The 13,562-nt window shown below is 73.3% G+C and carries 11 protein-coding genes; 6 read left to right on the top strand and 5 right to left on the bottom strand.

What is annotated here, in order from left to right; all coding sequences use genetic code 11:
* Positions 1-71: 71 nt before the first annotated feature.
* Entirely contained in the window at positions 72-1,334 is a 1,263-nt protein-coding gene (locus AB0J71_RS20350; protein ID WP_364415448.1) for a serine hydrolase domain-containing protein, read from the top strand.
* Between the two features lie 66 nt (positions 1,335-1,400).
* On the opposite strand, the gene AB0J71_RS20345 is transcribed toward AB0J71_RS20350, so the two are convergent.
* Positions 1,401-4,760 carry a BTAD domain-containing putative transcriptional regulator gene (locus AB0J71_RS20345; protein ID WP_364415445.1) on the bottom strand — a complete coding sequence of 1,120 codons (3,360 nt, stop codon included), beginning with the start codon at positions 4,758-4,760 and terminating at the stop codon, positions 1,401-1,403.
* 107 nt (positions 4,761-4,867) lie between these two features.
* On the opposite strand from AB0J71_RS20345, the gene AB0J71_RS20340 reads away from it, so the two are divergent.
* Complete coding sequence (locus AB0J71_RS20340; RefSeq protein WP_352324779.1) at positions 4,868-5,305, top strand: cupin domain-containing protein; 438 nt, start codon at positions 4,868-4,870, stop codon at positions 5,303-5,305.
* Here the strand turns inward: AB0J71_RS20340 and AB0J71_RS20335 are convergent.
* Positions 5,278-6,258 (bottom strand): helix-turn-helix domain-containing protein, encoded by a 981-nt coding sequence (locus AB0J71_RS20335; protein ID WP_352324780.1) that lies wholly within the window; start codon positions 6,256-6,258, stop codon positions 5,278-5,280. The two genes, AB0J71_RS20340 and AB0J71_RS20335, sit on opposite strands and share 28 nt — an antisense overlap.
* Before the next feature lie 71 nt (positions 6,259-6,329).
* Here AB0J71_RS20335 and AB0J71_RS20330 point away from each other — a divergent pair, with 71 nt between their 5' ends.
* Positions 6,330-7,403 carry a saccharopine dehydrogenase NADP-binding domain-containing protein gene (locus AB0J71_RS20330; protein WP_364415443.1) on the top strand — a complete coding sequence of 358 codons (1,074 nt, stop codon included), beginning with the start codon at positions 6,330-6,332 and terminating at the stop codon, positions 7,401-7,403.
* A gap of 33 nt (positions 7,404-7,436) precedes the next feature.
* On the opposite strand, the gene AB0J71_RS20325 is transcribed toward AB0J71_RS20330, so the two are convergent.
* Positions 7,437-8,102: an SDR family NAD(P)-dependent oxidoreductase gene (locus tag AB0J71_RS20325; RefSeq protein ID WP_352324782.1), complete on the bottom strand. Its 666-nt coding sequence runs from the start codon at positions 8,100-8,102 to the stop codon at positions 7,437-7,439.
* Positions 8,103-8,273: 171 nt separating this feature from the next.
* Between AB0J71_RS20325 and AB0J71_RS20320 the strand changes: the two genes are divergently transcribed.
* Genes AB0J71_RS20320 through AB0J71_RS20310 form a run of 3 tightly spaced genes read left to right on the top strand, consistent with a single transcriptional unit; the run spans position 8,274 to position 11,244 of the window.
* Complete coding sequence (locus AB0J71_RS20320; protein WP_364415441.1) at positions 8,274-9,590, top strand: sugar ABC transporter substrate-binding protein; 1,317 nt, start codon at positions 8,274-8,276, stop codon at positions 9,588-9,590.
* Positions 9,587-10,438: a sugar ABC transporter permease gene (locus tag AB0J71_RS20315; protein ID WP_352324784.1), complete on the top strand. Its 852-nt coding sequence runs from the start codon at positions 9,587-9,589 to the stop codon at positions 10,436-10,438. Before AB0J71_RS20320 ends, AB0J71_RS20315 begins: the two co-directional genes overlap by 4 nt.
* Positions 10,435-11,244, top strand: coding sequence for a carbohydrate ABC transporter permease (locus AB0J71_RS20310; protein WP_364415439.1), 810 nt, complete (start codon positions 10,435-10,437; stop codon positions 11,242-11,244). Before AB0J71_RS20315 ends, AB0J71_RS20310 begins: the two co-directional genes overlap by 4 nt.
* A gap of 126 nt (positions 11,245-11,370) precedes the next feature.
* On the opposite strand, the gene AB0J71_RS20305 is transcribed toward AB0J71_RS20310, so the two are convergent.
* Both AB0J71_RS20305 and AB0J71_RS20300 read right to left on the bottom strand, forming a co-directional pair.
* Entirely contained in the window at positions 11,371-12,540 is a 1,170-nt protein-coding gene (locus tag AB0J71_RS20305) for a zinc-dependent alcohol dehydrogenase (RefSeq protein WP_352324787.1), read from the bottom strand.
* Positions 12,537-13,430 (bottom strand): SRPBCC family protein, encoded by an 894-nt coding sequence (locus tag AB0J71_RS20300; RefSeq protein WP_364415437.1) that lies wholly within the window; start codon positions 13,428-13,430, stop codon positions 12,537-12,539. The genes AB0J71_RS20305 and AB0J71_RS20300 overlap by 4 nt, the downstream gene beginning before the upstream one ends.
* Positions 13,431-13,562: the final 132 nt, after the last annotated feature.

Below are 13,562 nucleotides of genomic sequence, written 5' to 3'. Positions count from 1 at the left end.
GTGTGCGGTTTGTGAGCGGGGGGCCGGAAGGTGAGGGCGTTGGTGTCACCCGATGGAGGAGGAACCGGTTCATGTACCCCTGTGAGGTCCCGTCCCGGCGTGCGGCGCGGCCGCGGTGGCTGCGCGCGCTCACGGCCGCCGTGCCGGCCGTGGGCCTGGCCGTGGTCGCGGCGCTCCCCGCCGCCGCCACGTCCCGGCCCGCCCTGGACGGGACGCCCGCCCTGCTGCAGCGCCTGGCGCGGGAGGTGGTGGCGGCCGGCGCGCCGGCCGTGCTCGTCCGGGTCGACGACGGTCGCGGGCGGCCCGTCGAGATCGCCGAGCAGGCCGCCTGGACCAGACTGGACCACGTGCTCAAGGCGGGCGACGAGTTCCGGATGGGGTCCAACACCAAGACCATGGTCGCCGTGCTGGTCCTGCAGCTCGTCGCCGAGGGCAGGCTCGCCTTGACCGACCCGGTGGACAAGTGGCTGCCCGGCCGGGTGCCCGGCGGCGGCGCGATCACGCTGCGCATGCTGCTGAACCACACCAGCGGCCTGTACGACTACACCGACGACCCCGCGATCCGGCCCTCGATGCTCGGCAAGGACCGGCGGCGGTGGACCCCGGCGAAACTGCTGGCCCTGGGGGTGAGGCACGTTCCGCTGTTCGCGCCCGGCGCCAGGTGGTCCTACAGCAACACCGGCTACGCCGCCGTCGGCGCGGTTCTGGAGCGGGTCACCGGGGCGAGCCTGGCCAGCCTGGTCAGGGACCGCATCGCCCGGCCGCTCGGCCTCGCTCATACGTACTACGCCACCGGGCCCGACTGGCGCGGCCCGTACGCCCGCGGCTACGAGCCGGACGCCGCCCACCAGCCGCCCGCGGTGCCGGCCGCGTTCCGGCAGCTCGCCGGGCCGCGCCACGACGGCCACGTGGACGTCTCCGGCCACGACCCCAGCTGGGGTGGCCCGGCCGGGGCGGTGGTGTCCACCACCCGCGACTGGGCGCGCTTCCACGCCGCGCTCATGTCCGGCAGGCTGCTGCCCGCCGCCCAGCTCGCCGAGCTGCGCGCCACCGTCCCGATGGACCCGCGGCAACCGGACGGGCCCGGCTACGGGCTGGGCATCCAGACCGCCGACCATCCGTGCGGCACGTTCTGGGGGCACGACGGCGGCATGCCGGGCTACCTGACCACCAACCTCACCGACCGGACCGGCGGCCGCACGGCCACCGTGCTCATCGCGTCCGAGTTCTGGGCCGAGTTCGAGGCCGACCCGAAACTCGCCAAGGCCGTCCAGGCCCTGCAGACGGCGGTGACCTGCACGATGTTCGGCAAGCCGGTGCCCGGCGCCGGCTGAGCGGCGCGTGGCTGGGCTTGGTGAGTGGCTGGGCCTGGCGCGTGGGCGGGCGCCGGCTGAGCGGCGCTAACTGGGCGGCGTGGTGACGGCTGCTGTCACCAGGCTCTCGGCCTGTGCTCGTGACATCGCCGCACCGCCCGCGTGTGCGGCGGCGAAGCCGGCCAGGCCCAGGGCGGTCTCGGCCCGGCGGGTGAGCCGCCACAGGTCGGGGTCGCCGGGGCCGGTCCAGCCGCCCAGCACGGTGGCGGCCCCGAGCAGCCTGCCCGCCCGTTCCGGCCGGTCGCGGCCGAGCTCGATCGCGGCGGCCACCAACGCGGTCGCGGCCGCGACCGGCGTGTGCCAGGTCAGCGTCAGGCGCACCGCCGGATGGTCGAGCCGGCCGGCCGCGCGCTCGGGGAACCCCTCGGCGAGGTCCACCCGAGCCAGGACGCCCAGCAGCAGCGCGGTCAGCGGCGGCGTGGTCGAGCGGTCGGGAGGGGCGCAGGCCAGACCGGCCAGGGCGTGCTCGCGAGCCGCCGCCGCCCGCCCGGCGGCCAGCTCCAGCCGGGCCAGGCCCAGGCGCACCTGGGTGCTCGACTCGGCCGACCCGCTGCGCCCGGCCCTGCCTAGCAGGCCGGTCAGGTCCCGCCGGCCGCCGGCCACGTCGCCGGACTCGGCACGGTGCAGCGCGGCGGCCACCTCGTTCTCCATGGTGTGCTCGGGCATGCCGAGCTCGCGGAAGCAGCGGGTGGCGCGCTCGGCCAGGGCGGGCGCGTCGGCCGCTGCGCCGGACCGGACCAGCGCCGAGCCGAGGGCGCTCAACGTCATTCCCTGCCCCCACCGCTCGCCGAGCTGCTCGAAGCCGGCCAGCGCGCGGGGCAGCGTGTCCTTGGCTTCGGCGAGGTGGCCGGTGTTCATGGCCAGCACGCCGCTGACCAGCAGCGCCAGCGACCGGCTCCACAGGTCCGCCCCCTCCGCCGGCGCGGCGTGGTCGCCCTTCGCGGCTATGCCGACCGCCAGGCGGGCCATCTCGGTGATGGGATGCGTGCCTGGGACGAGCTGGGCCAGGGCCGCCCTGATCCGGTCGAGGGCGGCGTCGGTCTCCTCCGGCCCGGCGGCCTCGACGGTGGCGATCGCGTGGGCGGCGGCGACCAGCGCGCGGGATCGGGGGTCGGCCGGGCCGTCTGCCTGAAGGACCCTTCCGAGCAGGTCGAGCGACTCCGGCGGGAAGTCCCGCAGGAACCAGTACCAGCTCAGCGCGACGCCGAACCGGACGGCCCGTCCGGCGTCCCCGGACTCGACCGTCCAGCGGATGGCGGCCGACAGGTCGTCCCGTTCCGCCGACAGGCGGGCCAGCGAGCGGAGCTGGTCCGACGTGCGCAGGCGCGGGTCGGCGGACTCGGCCAGCCGCAGGAAGAACCGGGCGTGCCGGTCGCGCGTCGCGGTGACCTCGGCGCGTTCGGCCAGGCGCGCCAGGCCGTACTCGCGGATGGTCTCCAGCAGGCGGTAGCGCGGCTCGGCCGGGTCGGCGGAGTCCGCCGGGTGCAGCAGGGACTTGTCGACCAGCGCCGCCAACAGCTCCGGCACGTCCTCCGAACCGCCGATCGCCGCTGCGGCGTCCTCGGTGAAGCTGCCGCGCACGACCGACAGCCGTTCCAGCAGGGAGCGTTCGCCGGCGTCGAGCAGGTCCCAGCTCCAGGCGACGGCGGCGGCCAGGGTGCGGTGGCGCGGCAGCGCCGTCCGGCTGCCGGCGGTGAGCAGCCGGAACCGGTCGTCCAGCCGGGCGGCGACCGCCTCGACCGGCAGGGTGCGCAGCCGGGCGGCGGCCAGCTCGATCGCCAGCGGCAGGCCGTCGAGGCGGTGACAAATCTCGACGGTCGCCGCCAGCGCGCCGCCCTCCAGGACGAAGCCGGGCCGTACGGCGGCGGCGCGGTCGCGGAACAGCCGAACCGCCGCGACCGACCGGGCCGCCTCCGGCGTCGCGCCCGGTTCCGGCAGGTCCAGCGGCGGCACGGGGTGCAGGGTCTCGCCGTCGATGCGCAGGGGTTCGCGGCTGGTGGCCAGCACCCGCAGCCGTGGGCAGCGGCCGAGCAGCGTCCCGCAGAGCGCGGCGGCGGCCTCGATCACGTGCTCGCAGTTGTCCAGCACCAGGACCAGGTCGTCGTCGGCGAGGAGCTCGACCAGGTCGTCCGGCTCGGCCCGCGCGGGCGCGCCCTCCTTGCGCGTCCGGAGCAGGTCAAGCAGCACGCGGGGGACGTCGTCGGGCCCGACCGCGGCCAGCGGCACGAACCACACCCCGCCGGACGGCGTGAGCCGCCGGCCGACCGCGCCGGCCAGCCGCGTCTTGCCCGCCCCTCCGGGGCCGACCAGGGTGACCAGCCGGCCCTGCCCGAGCAGGCCGGTCACCCGGCGCACGTCCTCGTCGCGGCCCACGAAGCTGGTGAGCGGGACGTCGAGGTTGCCGTGCGCCCGGCCAGGCGACGACGGCCAGGGCGGTTCCGACGGCCCCGACGTCCCGGAAGGCACCGACGGCCGACGGGGGCCGGGAAGATCGCCGCGCAGGACCGCCAGGTGGGCTTGCTGGAGGTGCGGGCCCGGGTCGCCGCCGAACTCGTCGGCGAGCCGGACGCGGATGCGCTGGTAGGCGGCCAGCGCCTCGGCGCCGCGGCCCTCGCGGGCGAGCGCCCGGATGAGCTGGGCGTGCAGGCGCTCGCGCAACGGATGGGCGGCAGCCAGCGACTCCAGCTCGGCGACCAGGCCGAGATCGGCGCCCAGCGCCGGGCCGCTGCTCAGCCTCAGGTCAGGGCCCAGCGCCAGGTCACCGCTCAGCCTCAGGTCAGGGCCCAGCGCCAGGTCACCGCTCAGCCTCAGGTCAGGGCCCAGCGGGTGAGCGCCCAGCGGGTCGCCGCTCAGCGTCAGGTCGGCCTCGACGCGGTCCTCCAGGGCGGCGAGCCGGGCGCGTTCGAGCCGGTCGGCCTCGGCGGCGGCGAACGGCGCCGCCCGCACGTCGGCCAGGGCCGGCCCGCGCCACAGGTCCAGGGCCTCCCGCAGGACGGCGGCCGCCTCGGCGGGCCGGTCCCGGGCGGCGGCCCGTCCCTGCCTGGCCAGCCGCTCGAACCGCACGGCGTCGACGGCGTCCGGCTCGACGGCCAGCCAGTACCCGGCGGGGCCGGAGGTGAGCAGCCCGGGACGCCCGAGGACGCGCCGGAGCCGGGACACCAGCGACTGCAGCGCGTGCATGGGGGCCTCGGGCGGCGCGTCGTCCCACAACGCCTCGGCCAGGGTCTCGGGCCGGACGGCCCGCCCGGCGTCCAGGGCCAGCCTGGCCAGCAGCACGCGCAACCGCGCGCCGCCGACCTGCGCCGGGCCGTCGGCGGTCACCAGCGCGAGGGGGCCGAGGACGCCCACGCGCACCTGTCCGCCGTCCGGCACGGTCGAATGCGCCATGGCCAGGAGTGTGGCACGCGGCGGCGGGTCGTGCCGCCCTTGACGAAACGGACCGCAGTCCGATACGTTCCCGGACATATCGGACCACAGTCCACTTGGAGATCGAGATGTTCAGAGAAGTGATCACGGCCGGTTCGCTGGCTCTCATGGTGCTCGGCGCCCCCAGCGCGTACGCCGACTCGGGCCCTGACAAGGTCGTCCACCACTCGCACAAGGAGGCGGGCTCACCCTGCGAGGGGCTGAAGGGCTGCACGTTCGTGCAGCTGAAGGGCGACCCGAAGACCGGCCCCTCCGAGGCCCTGTTCACCCTCAAGGCCGGCACGCCCTTCTCCCCGCACTGGCACACCAGCCCCGAGCACGTCGTCGGCGTCTCCGGCGTGATGTTGTGGAACGTCAAGGGCCACAAGACGTACCGGATCGGCGCGGGCGACTACCTGTACTACCCGTCGAAGGCCGAGCACTGGGGCAAGTGCGCCGCGGGCGCCGACTGCGTCTACTACGTGTACGACTCCAAGCCCTACGACTTCCACCCGGCCGGCCGCTGATCGGGCGCAGCCCCGCGGGCGCGGAAGGTGCGGCGGTAGGCGTCCGGGGGCACGCCGACCGTGCGGTTGAAGTGCCGGCGCAGCGTGGCCGCGGTGCCCATGCCGGTGGCCTCGGCGATGGCGTCCACGCCGTCGTCGGTGGTCTCCAGGAGCTCCTGGGCGCGGCGGATGCGCTGGGTCAGCAGCCACTGCAACGGGGTGGTGCCGGTCATGGACCTGAAGTGGCGGCCGAGGTGGCGCGAGCTCAGGTTCGCCCGGCGGGCCAGGTCCTCCACGGTCAGGGGCTGGTCCAGGTGCCGGCCCGCCCAGGCGAGCAGGTCGCTGAGGGGATGGCCGTGCGGCTCGGGGACGGGGGTGGCGACGAACTGGGCCTGGCCGCCGGGCCGGTGCGGCGCCACGACCAGGCGGCGCGCGATCGCGTTGGCGACCGCCGAGCCGTGGTCGCGGCGGACCAGGTGCAGGCACAGGTCCAGGGCGGCGGCCTTGCCCGCGGCGGTGAGCACGCTGCCCTCGTCCACGTAGAGCACGTCCGGATCGACCTGGATGCGGGGATGGCGGGCGGCCAGCGTCTCGGTGTGGGCCCAGTGGGTGGTGGCCCGCCGCCCGTCCAGCAGGCCGGCCGCGGCCAGGACGAACGCGCCCGTGCACAGCGACGCGACCCGGGCGCCCGCCTCGTGCGCCGCCCGCACGGCCTCGACGAGGTCGGCCGGCGGCTCCTCGTCCACCTCGGCCCAGCCGGGGACGATCACCGTGTCGGCCCGGACGAGCAGGTCGAGCCCGGCGTCGGGTTCGAGCAGGAACCGCCCGTCGGCCCGTACGGGACCGGCTCCGCAGATGACCGGCTCGTACCAGCGCTCGACGGGGACGGGCGGGGGCGAGCTGAACAGCTCGTAGGCCAGGGCCAGTTCGAAGTGCAGGATCCCGTCGGCGACGGCTACCGCGACTGTGGTCACGTCCGGAATTGTACGCATCATGTCGTTCCGGACGCTCGTGCGGCGACGCGGTGGGCCGCCAGGATGTCCGCATGGCTGATGAGCACATGACACAGATGAAGACGACGACGGGTTCCGCGGTGGCGGTCTACGGCGCTTACGGGCACACGGGCCGTTTCGTGGTGGCGGAGCTGCTGCGGCGCGGGCTGGTGCCCGTCCTGGCGGGCCGCGACGGCGACGCGCTGAAGGCGCTGGCCGAGGCGCACCCCGAACTGGCGGTCAGGCAGGCGTCGGTGGACGATCCGGCAGCCCTGGACCGCGCCCTGGACGGCGTGGCCGCGGTGATCAACTGTGCCGGGCCCTTCGCCGCCACGGCGGCCCCCGTGATCGAGGCGGCCCTGCGCGCCGGCGTCCCGTACGTGGACGTCGCGGCCGAGATCGAGGCCAACGTGGACACCTTCGAGCTGTTCGCGGAGCGCGCCCGGGAGGCCGGGGCGGTGATCGTCCCCGCGATGGCCTTCTTCGGCGGGCTCGGCGACCTGCTGGTCACGGCGGCGATGGGCGACTGGACCGGCGCCGACCAGGCGCACGTGGCCTACGGGCTGGACAGCTGGCACCCCACGGCCGGCACCCGGGCCGCGGGCAGGGTCTCCAGGGAGCGGCGCGACGGCCGGCGCGTCCGTCACGCCGGCGGCCGGCTGGAGTACCGCGACGACCGGGCGCCGGCCGAGCAGTGGGCCTTCCCCGAGCCGACCGGGACGCGTGACGTCATCGCGGAGTTCTCGATGGCCGACATCGTGACCGTCCCGAGCCACCTGGACATCCCCGAGGTGCGCAACTACATGACGGTCGAGGCGGCCACGGACGTGGTGCACCCCGACACCCCGGCCCCGGTCGCGGCCGACGAGCACGGACGGTCGGCGCAGCCGTTCGTCGTGGACGTGGTCGTGCGTTCGGGCGCCGCGGAACGCCGGGCGGTGGCCCGCGGCCGGGACATCTACGCCGTCAGCGCGCCGCTCGCGGTGGAGGCCGTCGAGCGCGTCCTCACCGGCCGGACCAGGGCCGCCGGGGTGGCCTCGGCGGGACGCATCTTCGACGCCCCCGACTTCCTGCGGGCGCTGTCGCCCCACATCGTGGTCGAGCTCGGCGCCGCGGCGCAGCGCTGAGGTGGGCGCCGATCCACGCCGCCGCGGCCGGGTTCAGCCCGGCAGCACCGACAGCTCGCAGGCGTAGGAGTCGGCAGGCGCGTTCAGCGCCCACACGACCATCTCGGCCAGCGACTGCGGCCGGATGCACGCCTGCGGGTCGTACGGGCGGCCGAAGGCGGCCCTGACCTCGCCGAGCAGGTCGGTCGCCGTGGCCGCGGGGTAGACCGTGGTGACCCGGACCCCGTGGACGGCCTCCTCCTCGCGCAGCGAGTCGGCCAGTTCGCGCAGCGCCGCCTTGCTGGCCACGAACGCCGACCAGCGCGGGACGCCGGTCAGCCCGGGGGAGGCGTTCACGAAGATCACATGTCCCTTGGCGCGCCGCAACGCGGGCAGCGCGAGCCGGACGAGCTCGGCGGCGGAGGCCACGTTCACCGCCATCGTGCGCCGCCACGTGTCGGGGCCGGCCTCGGCGACGGCCTCCACGGGGGAGATGCCGGCGCAGTGCACCACCGCGCGTATCTCCGTCAGCTCCGCCGTCAGCGCCTCCATGGCGGGGGCCAGCGACGCGGGGTCGGCCAGGTCGGCCTCGATCCCGCGGACGTCCAGCCGCCCGACGTCACGTCCGACGGCGATCACCCGGTGCCCGGCCGCGCCGAGCGCGGCGGCCAGCGGCCTTCCGATGCCTCCGGTGGCCCCGGTCAGCAGCACGTTCCCCATGCCGGCCGATCATCCCGGCAGGACGGGCAGTACGCAACGGCCTTTCCGCCCGTCCGCTCACATCCATCGGGAACGGTTCGATTTCACCTCTGGTGCACCACGCGTATTCAGCGTACGTTACTCAGCACTCAGTATTCAGAGTGTGACATGTTACAGATCCAAGAGGTCACCGTGAAGATCCACACAATCGCCGCCGGGCTGCTGGCCACCGGACTTCTCGCCGCTGGATGCGCCACCGGCGGAACCGGCACGGCCAAGGGGCCCGCCCCCTCGATCGCCGCGTCCACCTCCGCGGAGTTGTCCGGCGAGGTCAAGGTGTGGTCGTTCGACGTGGGTGCGACCGCCCTGAAGCGCCTGGCGCCCGAGTTCACCAAGCTGCACCCCAAGGTGAAGGTCGACGTGACGGACGTCGGCTACGACAACATCTACGAGAAGGTCACGGTCGGCATGCAGTCGGACACCGGCCTGCCCGACGTCGTGCACCTTGAGGACGAGCGGGTCCCCGGCTACGCCAAGAACTTCCCCAACGGGCTGGCCGACCTCGGCCCGGTCGCCGGCAAGCTGAAGGCCGACTTCGACCCGGCCAAGTGGCAGACTGCCTCCGGCGAGGGCGGCAAGCTGTTCGCGCTGCCATGGGACTCCGCGCCCGTCGGCCTGTTCTACCGGCGCGACTACTTCGAGCAGGCCGGGATCAAGGCCGAGGACATCCAGACCTGGGACGACCTGATCAAGGCCGGCGAGACGCTGAAGGCCAAGACCGGCAAGAAGCTCATGGTCTCCGACCTGGGTAACAGCGAGCCGCTGTTCACCACCTTGTTGCAGCAGCAGAAGCAGGGCAGGTTCGTGGACGGCAAGGTCGCGGTCAACACGCCGGCCGCCGTCAAGGCGCTGACCCTGATCAAGACGATGAACGACAAGGGCCTGCTCCAGAACGAGAAGGGCTGGGACGGCCGGGTCACCGCCACCAAGGAGGGCAAGGCGGCCGTCGCGCCCACCGCCGTCTGGTGGACGGGCACGCTGGTGTCGGAGATGCCGGAGCTCAAGGGCAAGTTCGGCGTGATCCCGCTGCCCGCGTTCGAGCCGGGCGGGGTGCGCACCTCGGCCAACGGCGGGTCCATGCTGGCGGTCACCGGCCAGACGAAGAACCAGCAGGCGGCGTGGGCGTTCGTCGAGTTCGTCACGGCGAACAAGGACAGCCAGCTGTCGATGATGAAGCAGGAGTCGCTCTTCCCGGCCTACCTGCCCGCGCTGGCCGACCCGTACTTCTCCGAGCCGGTCGACTACTTCGGCGGGCAGCCGGTCAACAAGATCTTCGCCGACCAGGTGCGCGCCATCCCGGCCGTGGAGTCCACCGACGACGACGCCGAGGCCAGTGAGCTGCTGAAGAAGCTGCTGCAGCGTGCGGTGGTGGGCGGCAAGGACCCCAAGGCCGTGCTGGACGAGGCGGCCGCGCAGATCGCGTCCGCCACGAAGCGGGAGATCGGATGATCGTTCGGCGCCGTCTGGTCCCCTGGATCTTCGCGGGGCCCGCCGCCGCGCTGCTGGCGCTCTTCTTCGCCTACCCCCTCGGGGCCAGCCTCTGGCAGAGCCTCCAGCGGACCGAGGACGGCGTGGCCGAATGGGCCGGCCTGGAGAACTACCAGCGTCTCCTGCACGACGACAGGTTCCTGCAGTCCCTGGTCAACGTCGGGCTGATCCTGGTCGTGCAGGTCCCGATCATGATCGCGCTGGCGCTGGCGCTGGCGTACGTGCTCAACCAGTCGTGGCTGCGCTTCCGCGCCACGCTGCGGATCGCGTACTTCCTGCCCGCCGTGACGACGCTGGTCGCCTACGCGGTGGTCTTCCGGGTGCTGCTGCGCACCGACGGCGGCATGGTCAACCAGCTGCTCGGCGCCGAGATCGCCTGGCTGGACGACCCGGCCTGGGCGCGGGTGGCGCTGATCGCGTCCATCACCTGGCGGTGGACGGGCTACAACATGATCATCCTGCTGGCGGGCCTGCAGGCGATCGGCAAGGAGCAGTACGAGGCCGCCTCCATCGACGGGGCCGGGCCGCTGCGGTCCTTTGTCAGCGTGATCGTGCCGCAGCTCAAGCCGGTGATCCTCTTCTGCTCGATCACCTCCACGATCGGCACGCTGCAACTGTTCGACGAGAACAAGCTGCTCACCGACGGCGGCCCCGACGACGCGACCACCTCGCCGATCCTGCTGCTCTACCAGGTCGGCTTCAAGCAGTTCGACTTCGGCTACGCCGCGGCGATGGCCTGGGTGGTGGTGCTGCTCATCGGGGTGCTCTCCTACGCCCAGTTCAAGTGGTTCGGGAAGGAGAAGTCATGAAACGCCTGCTGCTCCGGCTGCTCATGGCGGCCGGCGCGGTGGTCAGCGTCGCGCCGTTCTACTGGATGTTCGTCGCCTCCACGCACGACACGTCCGAGCTGTTCCGCAGCCCGCCTCCGTTCCTGCCCGGCGACCACCTGCTGGACAACCTGCGGTCGCTGGAGGAGACCATCGGCTTCTCCCGCGTGGTGCTCAACAGCCTCGGCACGGCCCTCGTCTACACCGCGCTGTCCGTGCTGGTCAGCGCCATGGGCGGGTACGGCCTGGCCAAGTACCGCTTCCGCGGGCGCGGCCTGCTGCTCGCGGTGATCCTGGCGACGATGATGATCCCGTTCCAGGTGCTGCTGGTGCCGCTGTTCCAGATGATGGCCAGCATCGGCTGGGTCGACTCCTACGAGTCGATCGTCATCCCGTTCCTGGCCAACTCGTTCGGCATCTTCCTCATGCGCCAGGCCTTCCTCGACTTCCCCGACCAGCTCATCGAGAGCGGACGCCTGGACGGGGCCGGAGACCTGCGGATCTTCTACCGGATCGTGCTGCCCGTGGTCCGGCCGCAGCTCGGCGCGCTGGTCATCTTCACGTTCATGAGCCAGTGGAACTCCTTCATCTGGCCCCTGCTCATGCTCACCAGCGAGGAGAAGTACGTGCTGCCGGTCGCGCTCAGCCACCTCACCGGGCTGACCCGCGTCGACTACTCGGGCCTGATGCTGGGCGCGCTGCTGGCCACGCTGCCGCTGATGCTCATCTTCTTCGTCTTCCAGAAGCAGTTCGTCTCCGGGCTGCTCGGCGGAGCGGTGAAGGGGTGAGCCCGACGGTGGGCCACTGCCGCGACAGCGGCTCATCGTCGCCGGGCGTCCCGCTCCGCCACCTTGGCGGAGCGGCGGGCCGCCGCGGAGGACGAGTGGGACCGGCTGCGGGCCGCGAGAGCCGGCCTACGGAGTGAGGACCACCTTGTTGCACTCGTCCTGCTTGTGCTTGAACAGGTCGAACGCGTGCGGCGCCTCGCTGAGCGGCATCCGGTGCGAGATGACGAAGCTCGGGTCGATCTCGCCCGCGCGGATCCGGTCCAGCAACGGGGCGGTGTACCGCTGCACGTGGCACTGGCCGGTGCGGATGGTCAGCGACCGGTTCATGACGGTGCCCATCGGGAACTTGTCGACGAATCCGCCGTAGACGCCGACGACGGAGACCACGCCGCCGTTGCGGCAGGCCATGATGGCCTCGCGCAGCACGTAGGGGCGCTCGGTCTCCATCCGGGTGGCCTGCTTGGTGCGGTCGTAGGCGTACATGGCCGGGGTCGGGTGGTGGGCCTCCATGCCGACGGCGTCGATGCAGGCGTCCGGGCCGCGTCCGCCGGTCATGTCGCGCAGCGCCTCCAGCACGTTCACCTCCTCGTAGTTGAGAATTTCGGCGCCGGTCCGCCGGACCCGCTGCAGCCGGTAGGGGAAGCGGTCGATGACGATGACCCGGTCGGCGCCGAGCAGGAACGCGCTGGCCGCGGCGAACTGCCCGACCGGCCCCGCGCCCCAGATCGCGATCGTCTGGCCCGGCTTGATGTCGCACATCTCCGCGCCCATGAAGCCGGTGGGGAAGATGTCGGACAGGAACAGCACCTTCTCGTCCGGCAGGTCGTCCTCGATCTTGATCGGGCCGACGTCGGCGAACGGGACGCGCACGTACTCGGCCTGCCCGCCGGGGAAGCCGCCCAGCATGTGGGAGTAGCCGAAGATGCCGGCGGGCGCGTGGCCCATCAGCTTCTCGGCCATCCCGGCGTTGGGGTTGGAGTTCTCGCACACCGAGTACAAGCCGTCCTGGCAGGCGAAGCAGGCGCCGCAGGCGATCGGGAACGGCACCACGACGCGGTCGCCGACGCGCAGGTTGTGCACGCCCGGGCCGACCTCGACGACCTCGCCCATGAACTCGTGGCCGAGCACGTCGCCCTTCTTGACGGTCGGGATGTAGCCGTCCACGAGGTGCAGGTCGGAGCCGCAGATCGCGGTGGAGGTGACGCGGACGATCGCGTCGCGGGCGTTGAGGAGCTGCGGGTCCGGGACGTCCTGGATCTCCACGTGGTTGCGGCCCGCCCACACGTTGGCCTTCATGCCCGTCCTCCGATCGGCTGTGCGGGACGCTGGTGGAGCTGGCGCAGGGCGCGGTGGCCCTCGGGGCTGCCCTCGGAGCGGAGCACCTCGCCGGTCTCCATGACCTGCTTGAAGCGGCGCAGGTCGTCGCGGACCTGCTGCTCGGGGTGCTCGCCGAACATGCGGGCGACGGCGGCGGCGAGCTTGCGGCCGGGCGCGCCGTACTCCAGGGAGGCGTCCACGACGGTGCCGCGTCCGCCGGGGCCGTCGGTGAAGCTGACCAGGCCGGCGGTGGATACGCCGGTGCCGGGCACGGTCCGCCAGGCGATCAGGTCGCCCGCCCGCTCGTCGATGATCTCGGCCTCCCACTCCAGGTCGACGATCGGGCCCTTGGCCTTCCAGCGGGAGCGGCGCTGGTCGATGGTGCGCACCGAGTCCAGGTGGACCATGAAGGAGGGCAGGTTCTCCAACTCGCGCCAGTAGCGGTAGACCTCCTGGCGCGGCTTGTTGATGGTGATGGAGGCGCGCACCTGCAGCGGGCCCTTGGTCCTGGCGGTGCCGCGCCGGGCGCAGGCGGCGTCCAGGGCGGTGATCCCGGCGACCGCGCCGAGCGCGGCCAGCGCGCGGGCACGGCGGGCGCCGGTGCGGTTGGCGGCGGCCCTGCCCAGGACGCCGAGGTCCATCGTGTCGCCGGCGACCCTGGTCCATGCCCACCGGGCGGGGCTCTTGGCGCCCAGCAACAGCGCGGCGTGCAGGAGTTCCCGCCCGCCGACGAGCCTGGCGACGGCCGTGGCCCCCGGGGCGTCGTCGACGCCGCACAGGCGGGTCACGGCCCGTGGTGCCCCCAGTTGCGCCGCGCCCAGCGCGAGGCTGGCCCACCCGAGCGCACGGGCGAATCTGTCGGTCATCATGCGTCCTAACACAGGTTGTGGTGGAATATGCATGCGCCGCAGGCGGCCCCAATCTGCTGACGCCCCCGCGTCCTCCACCCCTTGCCCCTGACAAAACCGATGACACCAGCGGATTCAGGCACGAAAGGTGCA

Origin of the sequence: Nonomuraea sp. NPDC049637, from assembly GCF_040675235.1 — a bacterium.
Classification (GTDB): domain Bacteria; phylum Actinomycetota; class Actinomycetes; order Streptosporangiales; family Streptosporangiaceae; genus Nonomuraea.
Note: the sequence above shows the minus strand (reverse complement) of the source record. Positions and strands in the feature narration are given on the sequence as shown.

Excerpts from the sequence above, each read along its gene's own strand:
- AB0J71_RS20350 (WP_364415448.1), top strand. The coding sequence starts at position 72 with ATGTACCCCTGTGAGGTCCCGTCCCGGCGTGCGGCGCGGCCGCGGTGG.
- AB0J71_RS20345 (WP_364415445.1), bottom strand. The coding sequence starts at position 4,760 with ATGGCGCATTCGACCGTGCCGGACGGCGGACAGGTGCGCGTGGGCGTC.
- AB0J71_RS20340 (WP_352324779.1), top strand. The coding sequence starts at position 4,868 with ATGTTCAGAGAAGTGATCACGGCCGGTTCGCTGGCTCTCATGGTGCTC.
- AB0J71_RS20330 (WP_364415443.1), top strand. The coding sequence starts at position 6,330 with ATGGCTGATGAGCACATGACACAGATGAAGACGACGACGGGTTCCGCG.
- AB0J71_RS20325 (WP_352324782.1), bottom strand. The coding sequence starts at position 8,102 with ATGGGGAACGTGCTGCTGACCGGGGCCACCGGAGGCATCGGAAGGCCG.
- AB0J71_RS20315 (WP_352324784.1), top strand. The coding sequence starts at position 9,587 with ATGATCGTTCGGCGCCGTCTGGTCCCCTGGATCTTCGCGGGGCCCGCC.
- AB0J71_RS20310 (WP_364415439.1), top strand. The coding sequence starts at position 10,435 with ATGAAACGCCTGCTGCTCCGGCTGCTCATGGCGGCCGGCGCGGTGGTC.
- AB0J71_RS20305 (WP_352324787.1), bottom strand. The coding sequence starts at position 12,540 with ATGAAGGCCAACGTGTGGGCGGGCCGCAACCACGTGGAGATCCAGGAC.
- AB0J71_RS20300 (WP_364415437.1), bottom strand. The coding sequence starts at position 13,430 with ATGATGACCGACAGATTCGCCCGTGCGCTCGGGTGGGCCAGCCTCGCG.